The 15,770-nt window shown below is 45.2% G+C and carries 12 protein-coding genes; 4 read left to right on the top strand and 8 right to left on the bottom strand.

Annotated elements, in window-relative coordinates; genetic code table 11:
* Window positions 1-38: 38 nt before the first annotated feature.
* Window positions 39-6,884, bottom strand: a complete 6,846-nt coding sequence (locus MHI51_RS05825; RefSeq protein WP_405173670.1) for an S-layer homology domain-containing protein — start codon at window positions 6,882-6,884, stop codon at window positions 39-41.
* 203 nt (window positions 6,885-7,087) lie between these two features.
* Between MHI51_RS05825 and MHI51_RS05820 the strand changes: the two genes are divergently transcribed.
* Complete coding sequence (locus MHI51_RS05820; RefSeq protein ID WP_076219628.1) at window positions 7,088-7,726, top strand: pentapeptide repeat-containing protein; 639 nt, start codon at window positions 7,088-7,090, stop codon at window positions 7,724-7,726.
* On the opposite strand, the gene MHI51_RS05815 is transcribed toward MHI51_RS05820, so the two are convergent.
* Window positions 7,716-8,177 (bottom strand): SprT family protein, encoded by a 462-nt coding sequence (locus MHI51_RS05815; protein ID WP_081383508.1) that lies wholly within the window; start codon window positions 8,175-8,177, stop codon window positions 7,716-7,718. The genes MHI51_RS05820 and MHI51_RS05815 overlap by 11 nt on opposite strands.
* 120 nt (window positions 8,178-8,297) lie before the next feature.
* Between MHI51_RS05815 and MHI51_RS05810 the strand changes: the two genes are divergently transcribed.
* The 3 genes from MHI51_RS05810 (at window position 8,298) to MHI51_RS05800 (ending at window position 9,438) form a co-directional block, all read left to right on the top strand.
* Window positions 8,298-8,660 carry a hypothetical protein gene (locus MHI51_RS05810; RefSeq protein WP_036686808.1) on the top strand — a complete coding sequence of 121 codons (363 nt, stop codon included), beginning with the start codon at window positions 8,298-8,300 and terminating at the stop codon, window positions 8,658-8,660.
* A gap of 64 nt (window positions 8,661-8,724) precedes the next feature.
* Window positions 8,725-8,856 carry a cortex morphogenetic protein CmpA gene (gene cmpA, locus MHI51_RS05805; protein WP_094903512.1) on the top strand — a complete coding sequence of 44 codons (132 nt, stop codon included), beginning with the start codon at window positions 8,725-8,727 and terminating at the stop codon, window positions 8,854-8,856.
* Between the two features lie 96 nt (window positions 8,857-8,952).
* Window positions 8,953-9,438: a hypothetical protein gene (locus tag MHI51_RS05800; RefSeq protein ID WP_405173669.1), complete on the top strand. Its 486-nt coding sequence runs from the start codon at window positions 8,953-8,955 to the stop codon at window positions 9,436-9,438.
* A gap of 26 nt (window positions 9,439-9,464) precedes the next feature.
* On the opposite strand, the gene MHI51_RS05795 is transcribed toward MHI51_RS05800, so the two are convergent.
* The 6 genes from MHI51_RS05795 to MHI51_RS05770 form a co-directional block, all read right to left on the bottom strand.
* Window positions 9,465-9,659, bottom strand: a complete 195-nt coding sequence (locus MHI51_RS05795) for a hypothetical protein (protein WP_036686806.1) — start codon at window positions 9,657-9,659, stop codon at window positions 9,465-9,467.
* 121 nt (window positions 9,660-9,780) lie between these two features.
* Window positions 9,781-10,671, bottom strand: coding sequence for a carbohydrate ABC transporter permease (locus tag MHI51_RS05790; RefSeq protein WP_076187513.1), 891 nt, complete (start codon window positions 10,669-10,671; stop codon window positions 9,781-9,783).
* 12 nt (window positions 10,672-10,683) lie between these two features.
* Window positions 10,684-11,565 carry a carbohydrate ABC transporter permease gene (locus MHI51_RS05785; RefSeq protein ID WP_405173668.1) on the bottom strand — a complete coding sequence of 294 codons (882 nt, stop codon included), beginning with the start codon at window positions 11,563-11,565 and terminating at the stop codon, window positions 10,684-10,686.
* Window positions 11,566-11,666: 101 nt separating this feature from the next.
* The gene (locus tag MHI51_RS05780) at window positions 11,667-12,989 is read right to left on the bottom strand and encodes an extracellular solute-binding protein (RefSeq protein WP_405173667.1); all 1,323 of its coding nucleotides are present in this window, start codon (window positions 12,987-12,989) and stop codon (window positions 11,667-11,669) included.
* Window positions 12,990-13,100: 111 nt separating this feature from the next.
* The gene (locus MHI51_RS05775; protein ID WP_076104666.1) at window positions 13,101-13,889 is read right to left on the bottom strand and encodes a response regulator; all 789 of its coding nucleotides are present in this window, start codon (window positions 13,887-13,889) and stop codon (window positions 13,101-13,103) included.
* Window positions 13,886-15,646: a sensor histidine kinase gene (locus MHI51_RS05770; protein ID WP_038569068.1), complete on the bottom strand. Its 1,761-nt coding sequence runs from the start codon at window positions 15,644-15,646 to the stop codon at window positions 13,886-13,888. The genes MHI51_RS05775 and MHI51_RS05770 overlap by 4 nt, the downstream gene beginning before the upstream one ends.
* Between the last annotated feature and the right edge of the window lie 124 nt (window positions 15,647-15,770).

The following is a 15,770-nucleotide window of genomic DNA, read 5'->3' as shown; positions in this document are numbered from 1 at the left end:
TTTTTACTTATGCCATATTGTAGCTTCTACTGCGGTAGCTAATTCAATAATTCAGCTGCTCTAAGCAACCGGACAAGAATTATGGCGGCTTCTGCACGGCTAGTATCACTGCTAGGTGCAAAGCTGCCTGATGGTTGACCTTTCATAATACCTTTTGCAACCAGGTCAGACACTGCTTCTTTAGCCCATGAGGAAATAGTTGAAGCGTCTCTGAAAACATCTGTAGCAACGATTGCTCTAGATCCTTCAGCTTCTAGATTCAGCAGCTTCATTGCTCTGGCTGCCATAACAGCCATTTGCTCCCGTGTAATAGGGGCGTTCGGACGGAAGGTTCCATCCTCATAGCCTTGAACCAGTCCTAAGGCTGCAGCAGCTCTGGCGTCCGCTGCATACCAAGATAAATCGGACACATCACTGAAGGTCTTCGTCGTGTTCGCAGCTACAAGACCTAACGATCGAATCAGCATAGCTGCGAACTCGGCACGACTGACAGATTTCTGAGGTGCAAAGGTATCTGTGGATTGTCCGGTCAAGATCAGTCGGCTGGCAAGTCTCTCAATCTCATTTCTCGCCCAATGTGTAGCAATATCCCCAAAAGTCACAGGGTGCAGCGCAGCGACAAATACACCGCTCGCAATACTGCTCTTAACCGTAACCTTGGTCATCCCATTAACGAGCTCATACAATGCAGGTACATAACGGAAGGAACCCGTCTGTTCATCGTAAATAAGGACTACACCTGTCTTCGCATCCAGCGCCTCCTTAAGCATAAATGTACGATCTACATAAGTGGTACCGAACCCGCTTGCTGCTACAGAGGTTTTTCCATCCGTTACCTTTAGAGTGAAATTAGCCGGTGTTCCTTGCACAGTAAAGCCTTGCTGCTTAGCTTTGGCAATCAGTTGTTCCAATCCTTTTCCGCTTAGCGAATTTACATTGAACTCCAGTGTGCCTGCCGGCATTTGTGCGGCTTTGAGCACACTCTCCACAAGCTCTAACGGGAAGCGGTAGCTCATCCCCCCACTTTCAATAACAAGCACAGCTTTGGGGCTAAGTGCCGCCGCCTTACGTAAAGCATCTGCACTAAACCGGGCTGTGCCGTCACCGTTAGCTGAAATCTCGATAACAGCCTGCCCTGCAGTCGCCTTAGCTTTTAGCTGCGCATCATGATTAGCTGCTGGCGTAGGTGCTGGTGTAGCCGTCGGTGTGCCGGGTTGAACAGGGTTCACTGACCCTGTAGGGTCTGTTGGACCAGGAGTACTTGTTGGTTCTGGAGTACTCGTCGGACTAGGAGTACTTGTTGGATCCACAGGATCGATCGGGTCTACAGGATCTTTCCCGCCAGGTGATAGCACCTCAATTGTATATCCCCTCTTATCGCTGCCCACAGTTACCGTGAAGTCTGTGATACCCGCTTTAATTCCATTAAGACTGTCGTTGGTAAATGTAGCAATCTCATTGCTCATAATATTTAGAGTAGCTTGTGCGGTAAGATCTCTGCCTTCTTTATCTAGTACCTTAAGCGTAGCTGACTTACCCTGCTCTAATACCACAGGCCCGCTCTGTCCATCTGCTAGTTTGATAGAGAACGGTTTAATGGCTGAGGCTATTCCTTGATTTTGTTCTTTAATGCTTAAGTCAGGAGAGGCATTGGTCATTAGGTTCATCCGTTCACCACGAATAATCATGTTGTCGACCAGCAGACTCCCTTTCAGATTTTTCGTAACTTCTATACCGCTTGTACCTGCGCCATCCAATACATTATTCGTCAGCACAACTCCATCAATGGAAGTGAGAGTATCTCCCTCTAGATCACCTTGAGCAATCAGCCCCGAATAAGTGCTGTCCAGTGCCGTATTGTTGCGAATGAGTACTTTTCCTTTCAGATCACTCTCACCAGCATAAAGCCATAACGCACCCAGATTTACGCCGTAACCGGAATCGTAGCTGCCAGTTCTAAGCAAGGTATTTCGCTCCACAACCGTTGTTCCTTGGAAGGGCTCGGCGGTGAAACGGGTAGAGACTGCAATCCCGGCTCCATTAGTCACAGTGTCTTTTACCACGTTGTCCTGGACTTTGTTATCTTTCCCCCCAAAGATTACAATGTTATCCGCTAACCAAGGCAAGGATACCGTATTAAAACGTGCCGTGTTATTATAGCTCGGTGTACTTTCCGTACCATTCACATCCGTCAACTTGCCGTCTGTAAACGACCACATTGCGATTCCATCATCCCCTGGATAGCGGATGTCACTTTGTTCCATCATGCTGTTGCCAGTCCCTACGGCAAAGTTAATCCCGTCTGCCATAAGATTGCGGATCCGCAGACCTGCCATGTACAGACCCTTCGTACGCGCCTTTTCACCCATCGGCTGAGTTAACCACAAGCCTGCTTTGGTATGTTCTATCCAAACGTTCTGTATAATCGAACCTTGGCCAAAAGCACCATGGAAAGCGTTGGTGATCGCTTCATCATCCCGTTCGTTAATGCCGCCTTCAATCATCAGATCGTAAACACCAACCTTACCGCCGTGACCATAAAACTTAGCTCCATTCAGAACTGTATACCACATGCCGGCACCACGTATTTCAGCGGTATCCAGATCCAGCAGCCCCTCACCGACATTAAAGGTACCCGCCGGGAACCACACACCTTTACCTGTCGCATTCGCTTCGGCAAGGGCTGCCTTGAAGGCTGCGGTATCATCTCCCTCATCATTCGCTGCCGCTCCAAAATCCGTTACGGAAATAAATCCGTCCGGGCGAGCCAACTCAGGGGCAACCTGCTCCATATCCACCAGGTCAATGACGTAAGAAGCTGCGTTGTCTCCTGTTCCCTTCTCTAAGCGAATAGTTGCTCCGGCAGGAGCATCGCCGATCAGAGCATGGATTTCGTCAAAGAAGCGGTGCCCACTGCCTTGGCGAGGGTCATTTGACCATGGGTAGCTGCCATATTCCCAAGCATATTTGGATGTCAGCTTAAGCTGCTTCTTAACTCCATCCACATATAGAGTCAAGGTTTCTTCCGCACCAGCCCCATCTGGACTATCAGGAATAGAATATCGAAGAACGATGGAGTTAGCTGATTCTGCAAGCTTGAACTCTAGATAATCTCCCGTATTCTTCAAGGCCACCGCTTGTCGTCCAGAAGCCTCAGAAGCCATGCTGAGATATTTCCGCGACGAGCCAATCAGCGTTCCGTTTGTTGCCGCATCCTCAGCTTCATAGCTGATATATGGAACCGTTGCTCCACGGTATGTTTTGTTAACGCTGTTTTTTACGGTCAGGCTATCAAGGGTTACTTTACTCCAATCCACATTGTCACTACTTAGAGAAACCGTGTTGATGCCTGCACGAAGCTGCAATTTTACCGCTACAGTCTTCCAAGAGGCAGACTTGCCAAGACTAACCTTGCCCCCTTCGTTTAATCCATTCACCTCTAGTGCCAGATCCGTTGCGGCAGCAGCGGTATTTTTGTATCGAATAACAGCATCGTATTCCCCAGCCTGCTGGGCGTTGACTGCAAACCGTATAACACGTTTCCCTTTGAATGCTTCTCCTCCTGCATAAATTGCATCAGCAGGGATAGGTAAGAAGCTCCAGAGCTCACTATCAGTTCCATTTGCAGCAGAACCAAGCTGAACAGCCGATGTGCTGTGAGAAAGAAGACCTGTTCCGTTCGCACTTAGCAGAAGAGCATAACCTAACTTCTCTTCCAGCTTCCATTGGGATCTTTCTGTATCTCCAGCAGCTAACAAGACCACTTGGCCCGATTCATTGAGCGAAAGATAATGTTGTGTCTGAACATTCATAATCCGTTTGCGTCCGTTTATCTCCTGGACCAGCCACTGGGATTGAGCCGCCATATCGGAAGCATCTGCATATAGGACAGCCCCCTCTTTTTCGGCCAATACTTTACCAGCCATGCCTTTCGGTACAATGGTTATGATGTTGGTATCATTTTGAACTGGAGTTGTTGTATTGTTATTGCGCAGTTCTCCAGATGGAGTAGTAAACTCCTGTGGAGCCGCCTCAAGTGTCCATAGTGCCGTACCCTCACTTTCTAGCAAAAGCGCACGTTCAGCATATCCTGTCTTATTGGCAATGTTTATTAATTCATCGTCGTATTCTCCAAAGAGACTACGAATGGTGTAATGTGTATAATCGGAAGCCAAGCTTACTTCCCAGGCGGATGCTCCGTCTACAGCAGGATCTGTACTCCTGCTCTCCAAATATGAATAATCACCATTCAGCGTTAAAAAATGACCTGTTGCCCGGTTGGTGATCGTCTGTTTGCTCTCCTGCACAGATACATTCCAGTGCGAAAATCCATTGTCTGCTGACGGCTGCCCGTACAGAACAACCCCATGCTCATTTTCGTATAAATACTCTCCGCTGCTTGCATTCTTGAATCTTACAGAGTAATCAGGCAGTGGCGGAGCAATCGCTTCAACCGCTTCAGAAGTAAAATGTGCACTGCTTTTTTCCGCTGTATCTGCAGCTTTACTGATTCGGAGAATTGGGTTGCCGTTATCATCCGGCGCACCATAGATATAGTGACCAGCCCATGAGCTCATAATGGTAGTCACACCGGATGGTTGCATATCAACCTTCCACTTAATGCTGGCCCATACATCGTACACTGTTTGCAAAGTTTGAACGCTAACTTTAGGATCAATCTCATCTACAGCCCCACCTATATGCTCAAGGGAGAGATAACGTCCAGTGCCTTTATTTTTTATCTTCACCGATCCATTGCTGCCCGCTATTTCTTGCAGCTGCCAGACAAAGGAATCGTCATTCAAATCAAGTGGACCATAAGTAGCCTGGCCTACTGTTACATCCTCGTTGGCAGCTGCTAGAGGTGCAAGATTTTGGTTAGAGTGTGCAGAGTCCTGGTCAGCATAGACAGCTTCAGTAACCGTCTTGGATTCTGGCAATTCCTCTATTGCAGCTGGAGAAGTCAGCAAAGGACCATCCTTAAGATATTGATCTTCTCCATTTACAGCATCTAGCTGAAAACGGAACAAATCTTGTTTTTTCTCGGTGACCGGAACAAATCTCCACTGCGGACTGCCCCAACCTGGATTGATCACTCCGTACTCAGCATATTTAGTGAGGTTTTGAAGTGAAATATACTTCTCTGGGATTTTATTAGGTTCCTTGTCGAGAACGCTACTGATTACGTAGGTGTTGTTCCCAACGTTTTTGCCTGTCCAGATGTATTCTCGTTCCACATGATTTCTGTCTGGAAGCTCTGTGACCTGAAGGTGGCCATTTGGCATATTCATCGTGTTCATGTAATGGCCTGTTTTCTTGTTTTTGAACAGCTTGCGGCCGTTATATTTCTCCACGAGCCACTGATCGGAGCCGTCCTTCTGCATATTTCCATATTTTAAAAGACCATCAACACTCTCATACCAATAAAATGACTTCCAGCCATTCTGAATCCGGTAATAGGGCACGGTGCCGTCAGTCGGTGTGTTAGGATCTAAAAGCTGCCACTGAGCGCTCAAAGAAGTCGCATCCCCAATCGCACCCGCATGTTCTCCACCCAATGTAGACAAATAAATGCCTGTGCTTTCGAGATTCTGAAGCGTCTGGTAATCATCATAATCATCGGAATCGTTAAAAATCCATTGATCCGACGGCTGACTTCCACTAATCTGCAAGGCCTTGGCAGTACCTTCACTATAAGAAACATAATGATCGGTTGCCGCATTACGAATACGCTTATTGCCGTCATAATCTTCTATATACCATAGATAGTCAGAGGTGTTAGCGGCATCTGGTGTAATAATTCCATGCTTAAGCTCGCCGTTTGCGGATTCATATAAGAAATCTGTAGCCACTTGTGCATCCGTATAAGTTGCCAGACGTACAGGCTGTAATTCGGAAATAGGCACGATTCTCCACTGCGCGCTTGGATTAGAGGCTGAACCCGGCCAGCTGTTAGATCGCACATTATTGTCATCGCTGAATTGTGGATTTAGCCATAATGGACTCCCCTCTTCAGTTAAACCACTGTTACGAAGGGTAATGAAGCCCGTCCCATCAGGGCCTGGTGCATGCTCTTGGACCCATTCACTTAGCTTCACATGATCCATATCGACTTCCTGCGAAAAAACCCCCGCCCAGGTCACTTCATTTTGCTTAATATAATGACCTGTCGCACGGTTGCGAATCATTACTGTTCCGTCATCCGTCCCTGATTCAAGATACCACTGGGCCGCTTCATTGCTGACAGGCTGTTTACCGTAAAGAACATTCCCTTCACTTTCATACATTACCTGACCGGGGCGGAGACGACTCTCTAGCCGTACAGGTGCTGCATTTAGATCTATAAAAGCCCACTGCGGACTCTCAAACGTAACATTAATATCCGAGCTTACTTGCGCATAACCAAGCTGATTCTCCTCGTGGATAACCAACTTCCCCTCTGGCACAGTCGCACTTCGGATGATCATGTATCCATTGCGATTGGAAGTATCAATTAGCCACTGATCCGCAACACTTCCAGAACCTTGGTGTTCTGCCGCCTTAAGTGAATCCTCTTTGCCGTTGTTACCAGCCATTGTAATGTAATGGCCTGTCTTCACATTCTTGATTCGTGACAGCCCGTTCACCGTCTCAACCGTCCAATGCGCTGAAGCATCGGCTGGATTGGTCATGCCATAACGCACGATTCCTGCGGATGTCTCATATAAAAAGTTGTTTTTCCACTTATTCTTGATGAGTACCGTACCTGATGGAATTTGCTCAGCGCCTGTTCCTCCAACCCCTTCTGCTCCCACGGAACCACTACCGGTTCCCATTACAGGCAAGCTTGAAAAAATCAGCAGCAGCGCGAGCAGACCCGCCATTGCGGACCTGATTCGTTTCATACATGTGCCCCCTCTAATTAATATGGACTTCCTTTTCATCTTAGTTTGGGAACGCTTACAAAACGATGTGCGATTTTATCCAGAAAAAGGTGTATTTGTACGGATATCCAATCCCTACAACCTTCATGAAGATTGACAAATCGGTTTAACGCGATGATAGTTAGTTTTAGCTACCCGCAAGGAGTAAACAAACGGAGGTACATATGAATTTCAAAATTGATTCGCCAAAAATAGCAGATCCTGACTCTCTTCTTCCTGAGCAAATATATTCACTGCAAACCAAAGACGAATTCAGCTGTTGCAGCATCAGCGATACGGTTATTGATAATCAAGAGGCTAATAAGGTCAGCTTTGATCGCGTGATTTTTAAAAATGTAACGATTACGGAGTGCTCCCTAACTGGGATCGAGCTTATGGATGTGATATTTGATCACTGTGATCTATCCAATGTGGATTTTACGAATGGCATTATTCATCGAACTGAATTTAGAAACTGCAAGCTCATCGGCACAGACTTTACAAGAGGCAGATTCCAGAATGTTCGTGTAGTAGATTGTATCGGGGATTTTGCTACGTTTCGATTCGCTAATCTGAAGCAGGTTTCTTTTGAGAACAGCTCATTAATGAGTTCCGACTACTATCAGTCAAATTTCCAAAAAATCAGCTTCAGCGAGTGTAATATGGATCAAGCCACATTGTCAGGATCAAAGCTTAATGGGATCGACCTTAGTGACTGCGAGTTCAGTGGCTTGATCGTGGATATCAAAGATTTAGAAGGATGCATCATTTCGCCTCAGCAAGCTGTTTCTTTTGTCGGATTATTAGGTTTGGTTATAAAATAAATAACTTCAACTTGCCCGAACATTTACCGCAGCGATAACGCTTAGGGTCTACTTTTCGCTTACGCGGATACTCCATGGCACAGGCACTGCATACAAGCTTATATCGATAGGGCAGCGGCTTCCGAGCTTTTGCACCCGGCAGTGTCTGACAGTAGCGGCTTCCGCCGACTTGCGCCAGCAGGCTTTTGAAATCAGCGTCACGATGCATATACCCTCGCTTAGCCAAATGCAAATGATAATGGCAGAGCTCATGCTTTATAATCCGCTCCGTCTCTTCTCTGCCAAACATGGCAAGCTGATGGGGATTAATCTCTATATTATGGCTTTTGGTAAAATATCGGCCGCCCGTTGAGGACAACCGGCTGTTAAAGCTCGCCTTATGCCTAAACGGCACGCCAAAGCTGTCCCGTGATACCTGCTCAATCCACAGCTGCAGCTCTTCGTTGCTCATAGTTTCCATAGCGTTCTATCACAAGTCCTTTCCACGGGAAATAAGATCTCTACTTGAATTGTAACTTGTGCATAGGCTAAACTGTCAAGAAGGAAGACAAGTACGGAGGGAGAATGAACAATGCCGAAAATGCGGTATGTAATTTTGCAGCAAAATCAAGAATTACAATTCGTGGAAATGCCTGAGGAATATGCGTACCAACTAAGTGCGCTCAATTTACGCCTGAACAAAGAAATCGACAAGCTGACAGCCGATAATGTTCCGGATCTGCCCTTAGCCATCGCCGAGTGCGATTCGCTGGATCTGTTACGTGAGGATTACTCCCTGGAGTCCGGTCTGGATTATATCAATAGATTGGAACAAGCCTTCGCCTCTGTTCAAGAGCAGAAGAACTACCCACTGATCTCCCTGCTTACTGAGATACGAGCACTACAGGCTCAATTGGAGCAGTGGTACGAAGAGGAAGCAGAAAGCCTACTGTAATCCGCACCTTTAGGCTTATTTCTCCATATTCTAACTTACGTAAGTTGTTAGAGGAGGGATTTGCTTGCCACAGTGGCTCTGCCATCAGCTAATGAAAGCTTATTACAAAAAAGACCGCCGTCAGATCAAGCTGCTGAATGAGTGCTGGTTCTTTTATCGTAATTCTGCGGAATCGAGTAATGAGATGAAGTTATAGCCTCGGATGATTAAAATCTAGGTCATATTTAAAGCAGCGGATATCGTCTTTTAAAAAGACGGTATCCGCTTTTGTTAAGAAAGGGGACTTATAATCATGATCAGTAGAACAAGACATATACAGCTGTCTCCGGAAAGTGGGACTGAGGAAGAGGACAATTATAATCTCTATGTCATAGTCACATTCCCTGACCGCTCCCGCTGGGCATCGGATTTCTACACCTTCAAGAACATCGAAGCGATCCGACAAGACTACATCCAAAGTGGTGCTTGTCTAAATGGGGCCTACTGGAGTGCACCTAATTATCTAACTGTCGTGGATCATATTGATCGCAAGCGAATTGAAGAAATCGTCGATTTATATATTTCGGAAGGTACATTCGAATACGCCTTTGAATACATAGGACAGGTCACGGAGCGGGATCTGGAGATTATCGATTATCCGGAAGGCTTTTTCAACCCTTTAGAAAAGTTTGAGCACAGGTACGTTATGCGGCAGTTCGCTGCAATTGAGTTTATGCTGGAGAATGCTGCACCAGAAACTATAGCAGTAATAAAAAAGATCATCGCAGAGAAACAATAAGACTCCGCCTTAAGAATCAATCCTTATTAAAACTTAGGAAATACATATTTAACCAAAAAGAACAGAAAACCAAAAAATATAATAATGTAAGCAGCATATTTAATAAAGGTAGATGCGACAACGCTGGAATCCGATTTCCGTTGTACCTCCCTATGCTCCACTTCAACACTTCTATCCTTATAGCCCGGTTCCATCAGCAATCTCTCCTTTCGAATGTTCATCTTTGATAGCCTCCATTAACCCGAGGCTTTCAAGATTGAATCAAAATTCTAGATTGGATTAAAAAAAAGACCGGAATTCTCTTCAGCTTTTCGAGCTGAGAAATTCAGGTCTTCTTTCTACTTACCCTTTAACCGAACCCGCCGCAATTCCCTCAACGATACGGTTACTAAGGAACAGGAATGTAATCAGGATAGGCAAAATACTGATCATAAGCGTTGCCCCGATCGCACCCCAATCTGTCGTATATTGACCAATGAAGTTTTGCACCCCCACGGTCAGCGTCTTGTAAGAATCAGAACTAATAAATGTGTTTACAAAAATAAATTCGTTCCAGTTATAGATCATATTAATAATGGCTGTAGTCGCGATCACCGAGCTTGTCATAGGAAGTATAATTCTAAAAAACATTCTGTTCACGGAACAACCATCAATTACTGCAGCCTCTTCCACTTCGCGTGGCAGTGCGTAATAGAAACCCAGCAAAATCATAATCGTTATCGGCATGTTAAAAGCGACATAAGACAAAATAAGTGACAAGGGGTGATCCGTTAAGCCAATCTTATTGAATATACTAAATAACGGAATAAGCGTGGAGTGAACAGGAATCATCATCGCTACCATAAACAATCCCAGTACGAACGAGCTTCCCTTCCATTTCATCCTGGTAACTGCATACGTAACCAAGCTCCCGAAGATAACCGTTAACACCGTAGCCACGATGGTAATCCATACGCTGTTGAAGAAATACACGTTGATGTTCCCTACATTCCAGACCTTCGCGTAATTCTCCCAATGAGGATTCATCGGCAACGATAGAGCAGGAAGGTTGAACACTTCCTGATTATTTTTTAATGAGAAAAACAGCAGCCATACAAGCGGAAACAATTGCAGAGCAGCAACGGCAATCAACACGATATATAGCAATGAGTAGCCTAATTTACGTGTGATCTCCGCACCTGCGCCGCCTGGCTTTGGCCCGATTTCTAGCCTTCCTGCAGTTCCAGACATCATGAAGCGCCCTCCTTATGAGTATTGGATCGAATCTTTCGTAGCAGTTAATTTGCGAATGACCCAAGTAATGACGAGACAGATGACGAGCAGGAAGAAACCAATTGCGCTCCCGTAGCCAAAATCATAAGCCCGAAAAGCCTGATGATACATATAAGACGCCATCACTTCACTAGAGCCATTAGGACCTCCATCCGTCATAACAAAGATTAAGTCAAAATACTTCAGAGAACCTACAACGGCCAGAACAATCGTAACTTTAATGACTTCCATTGCGAGTGGAAGCTTTATTTTCCAAGCGATTTGTAAGGCAGAGGCTCCGTCAATCTTTGCTGCCTCTTCCAGAGAGGTCGGGATATTCTTGAGTGCTGCGTAATAGATCAGAATATAGAAACCGGCATATTGCCACAGAATGGGAATAAATAAAGCAAACAAAACTAATGTAGGCTCTGCAAGCCATGCAGGAGGATTAGCAAAACCAATGGATACTAATAAGCTGTTCACAATTCCGTTCGTCGGATGATAAATTCTTAGCCAAAGCTGCGCAATCGCAACGGACGATAGCAGCATCGGAATCAGATATATTTTGCGAAACAAGTTAGCTCCCTTGATCCGGGCGGCTAATACCATAGCAATTGCCAAATAAATAATGAGACTTAGGGTAGAAAACAACGCTAACTGCAGAGAATGCCAAGCACTATTCCAGAAGGTTTGGTCTGTTAGCAAAGCTTTATAGTTATCAAATCCGATAAAAGCCAGAGCACCAATGCCATTCCATTTATTCAGTCCATAATAACCCGTTAGAACAATCGGAATATATACAATAGCCAGAATGAGAAGCAAGGCGGGAAATACATATAACGCGATTATTTTTTTGTTAGACATCACTTTATCCAAAGTGTCCGACTCCTTTCCTTCATAAACCGTTTGAGGAAAGGCTTATCCGGCATCACGCTGCCGGATAAGCTAATTGTCCCCTTCACCTAGTTGTCGAAGCTTTAGTTGCCTTTGGAGATGGCCGCGTCATGCTCCTCGGAATACTTCTCTGGCGTCACCGCTTTGCCAAAAAGAGCCTGGATCATATTCAGATGCGTTTCTGCTGCATTGGCACGCATTTGAACATCTGCGAATAAAGTGATGCTGCTAGCTTTGTTCATTTCGTTAAACAAATCGATGTAGAGCTGTGGTAGTTCCAGTGTGGCGGTGTCTACCTTCGTAGCTGGAATAACGCCTGCTCCAGTTACGGATTGCTCTCCCCATTTGGATACGAAATACTCGACGAATAATTTTGCTTCTTCTTTTACCTCAGAGTTCTCAGCAACAAATAATCCTACACCTGGTCCACCTACCCAGCTGTTAATGTCTCCCTTCCCGCCTTCCACTGTCGGGAATTTGAAGAAACCAACACTATTACGGAATTCCAGTGGAATTTCTTCATTCGTTGTGAAGTTTGGCAGATCCCATGATCCCATCATGTACATTGCTGCCTTGCCATTTACGAACTCTGATTTTGCCTCTTCATTTGATAAACCGTTGAATCCCTTAACAAATGCATTGCTGTCTACAAGTGATTGAACCTCTGATGCCGCCTTTACTAATCCTTCATCCATAAATGAGCCTGATCCACTGATCGCACCTGCAAGTGCCTGTTGGCCTGCGATCCGATCAGCCAGATACATATACCAAAGCGATCCTGTCCAGCGATCCTTATTGCCGAGAGCAATCGGTGCAATGCCCCCATCAGATAGTGTTTTTACAACTTGCTTAAACTGATCGTAGGTTTGTGGAACTTCAAGATTATATTTTTCAAAAATAGCTTTATTGTAGTAGATAGGTGCGATGTTAAACTCAAGTGGAAGCGCATACGTTTTATCGTTAATAGCATAAGCTTCTGTAGTTCCTGCGACGAACTTGTCTTTTAATTCACCATTCAACAAGTCATCTACAGGTGCGAACAGATTTCCTTCAACGTAAGGCTGCAAAAAGCCAGCGGCCCAAGTTACCCCAACGTCTGGCAATTCGTTAGAAGCAGACAAAACCTTCAGCTTATTTTTGTATTGCTCGTTGTCCAGAACCTCTTGCTTGATCACAACATTGGGATGCTCTGTTTGATATTCTTTAATGATTTGATTAACAATTTTATTTTGTCCGGCAGAAACACCTTCTGGCCATAAATGCATGAAGTTAACGGTGACTTTGTCGCTTCCCCCATTTGCACTACCTTTAGATTCACCTGCATTGTTATCTTTTTGACCACAACCAGCTGTGACAAGAACGAGGCACATCGTTAAGAACAATATTGTCCATTTTTTATTGCGCACGCTTACAACCCCTTTTCTATTGTTGTCTAGCGGCCTTGTAACCGCTTAACTAAATTGTAGCTTGGATCCCATGATGTCGTAAGGTCATAAGGATTGGGACTAATACCACTATTATTGGATTCTTTCCTCCGTGGTCATGACGTTCTGGCGGTATTGCCCTGGACTAACATTTTCGAGTGCACGAAATACCTTCACAAAATATTTGGCCGTCTGATAGCCTACTTGTTCCGCAATTTCAGCAATAGACAACCGTGTGCTCACCAATAGTTCTTTGGCTCGTTGTATTCTCCTTCTCGTTACATATTCACTGTAAGTCAGTCCCGTCTGCTCTTTGAAAAGGACGCTGAAATAGCTGGCATTCATGTGTAATTGATCCGCTATATCACGCATGGATATCGATTCGTGAAGATGTTCGTCTAAGTATTGGAGTGCCTCACGCACTTGAGTGCTATACACTTTCTCCTGCTGTACCGTTTCCATAAGCTTAGGATCGATCAGCTTTTCCATTCGTTCGATTCGATATATATCATCCTTGCGTTTCAATGCCAGTTCCACTGCTCGGACCAGCTTCGTTTTGTCGAGTGGCTTCAGTAAATATTCAACTACACCAAACTGCAAGGCTTTCTGTGCATAGTCAAATTCAGGATGGCCGGAGATCACAATAACCACTGGAGGATGAGGCATTTCGTTCAGCTTTTCAACTAATTCTAGCCCTCCAATCTCAGGCATGCGCACATCGGTAATAAGTAGATTAACTTCGTTATTTTGCAGCCATGCCAGTGCTTCAACACCGCTTGCTGCGGTTTCGATGCGATATTGACCGGATGACCAGGCTTCTAATGTTTTACGAACCCCTTCTCTTGTTCTCGGTTCATCATCTACGATGAGTATAGTTTTCACGTGTTTTTCCCCTCTCCAGGTTCATTCGGTATTTCAAAAGAGATGCTAGTTCCATAACCTTCTTCACTTCGTATTTCAAGCCCGTCCGTATTGTCTACGTAACTGAGTTTCAGTCTCCGCTCTATATTAGCAATACCAATCCCAGTCCCTTTGGAAGACCTCATGCTCCCCTTCTCCATGGTGTGATAGATAGACGATATCTTTGCTGCATCCATCCCTGGACCATCGTCAGTTACCGTAACCAATGTATATCCCGGACGACTTGAAGGTCTGACAATTAGCATGACTGTCCCCGGTCCAACCCTTTGCTCTACGCCATGAAGAATCGCATTTTCGACCAGAGGCTGGATTAACAGCTTCGGTAGCGGGACACTTCGGCAAGCTTCATCTGACTCAATCCGCCAGGATAACCTGTCGAGCATACGCATCTCCATAATCTTCAAATATCTTTCGGCATGGTCGAGCTCATCGCCGATAGTCACCCATTCATCATCATCAGTTCGATTGATGACATAACGAAAAAGCCCTGACATATCAACCACAATTTGAGCTAATTCCTCCTCACCCTTTTCATCGAGGGCCCAGTAGAATGCTTCTAATGTGTTAAATAGAAAGTGCGGATTGATTTGAGCCTGAAGTGCCTTTAATTCTGTGCGACTCTGGACGATCTCCTTCTGATAGACGACTTCAATTAGTTCATTCAGAGAGTGAACCATCTGGTTATAAGTATTATTGAGCTCATTGATCTCCATAGTGGTAGAAGTGACTGAAATCGGTTTCAAGGTTCCAAATCGCGAACCACGCATCACTTTAATCAAATTCAGTATGGGACGTGTAATCATCGTGGATAAAATAAAAGTAAAGATGAGAAACAATAAACTGCCAACAACACCGGATACGATGATCGCTGTACGAAGGACAGATATCCCCTCTGTCGTATAGTCAACTGGAGTGAGGATTACTAGCCTCCAGCCTGTTGCCTTGGACTGCTTCTGAATTACAATGTAGTCTTCTCCGCCAACCTCAACCTTTTCTCCTCCATGATCCAGTATCTTATTTGCATTGACATTTACGGAAAAATCGGAAGAAATTTGCCGTCCCGCTTCATCAAATAATCTCATTAATTCACGCGTTTCCGCCTGTGAGCTGTCCACCTCATCCGTAAGCTGGAAGTAACTTTTCTCAATTTGAACCATAATATAGCCAGCTTTCGTGAATGAATGATCAATCAGTCTAATATTACGAATCGCAATGACGATATCCGAATTCCGCGGGTCAAGTCCAAACCATACGAGACGTCCTTTGCCCTCGTCCACCCGGCTGATCCATTCTTCGGATACTCGATTGTTCAGGCTGGCGTCATCAACCGAAAGTAATTTCTGATAATCACCTGCATACAGCTCAATGGAACGAATCCCTGTCGCATACGCCTCATATTTACGTACTTCCTGCTGGATGGTTTGACGTTCGGCGAAACTGATCGGCTTTCCTTCAGCCTCTTGAGCGAGCAATCGCTGAATGGAGGCGTTGGTTGCCACTTGCGCCGTCAACGTATTAATCTGCCGGATCAGTACATCCAATTTGCCCGTTGCCTGAACTGCAGTCTGTTCAATGTGCTTCTCCGCACTATTGCGTAATAGAACCGAAACTTGCCCGTACATAAAAAAACCAACCGTGGCGAGTACGATCACCATGACAAACATGAAACCCAGGAAAATTTGATTACGCAATGTGTTTAACTGTCCAAACCTCGTCAATCTTTACACTCCCTTCCGCCTGATAGACTTGATTCCTCATCAAAAAAGATGACCCTTAAATCTTCAGGAATCATCTGCAGCTCTAGTTATTTGTTAATTCAGCCTTTGGATTATATGATATCAG

It is taken from the genome of Paenibacillus sp. FSL H8-0260 (genome assembly GCF_045040625.1).
Taxonomy (GTDB): Bacteria; Bacillota; Bacilli; order Paenibacillales; family Paenibacillaceae; genus Paenibacillus_AQ; species Paenibacillus_AQ odorifer.
The sequence above is the reverse complement of the archived record's forward strand: the minus strand, read 5'-3'. Positions and strand labels throughout refer to the sequence as shown.

Excerpts from the sequence above, each read along its gene's own strand:
- MHI51_RS05825 (WP_405173670.1), bottom strand. The coding sequence starts at position 6,884 with ATGAAACGAATCAGGTCCGCAATGGCGGGTCTGCTCGCGCTGCTGCTG.
- MHI51_RS05820 (WP_076219628.1), top strand. The coding sequence starts at position 7,088 with ATGAATTTCAAAATTGATTCGCCAAAAATAGCAGATCCTGACTCTCTT.
- MHI51_RS05815 (WP_081383508.1), bottom strand. The coding sequence starts at position 8,177 with ATGAGCAACGAAGAGCTGCAGCTGTGGATTGAGCAGGTATCACGGGAC.
- MHI51_RS05810 (WP_036686808.1), top strand. The coding sequence starts at position 8,298 with ATGCCGAAAATGCGGTATGTAATTTTGCAGCAAAATCAAGAATTACAA.
- MHI51_RS05800 (WP_405173669.1), top strand. The coding sequence starts at position 8,953 with ATGATCAGTAGAACAAGACATATACAGCTGTCTCCGGAAAGTGGGACT.
- MHI51_RS05795 (WP_036686806.1), bottom strand. The coding sequence starts at position 9,659 with ATGAACATTCGAAAGGAGAGATTGCTGATGGAACCGGGCTATAAGGAT.
- MHI51_RS05790 (WP_076187513.1), bottom strand. The coding sequence starts at position 10,671 with ATGATGTCTGGAACTGCAGGAAGGCTAGAAATCGGGCCAAAGCCAGGC.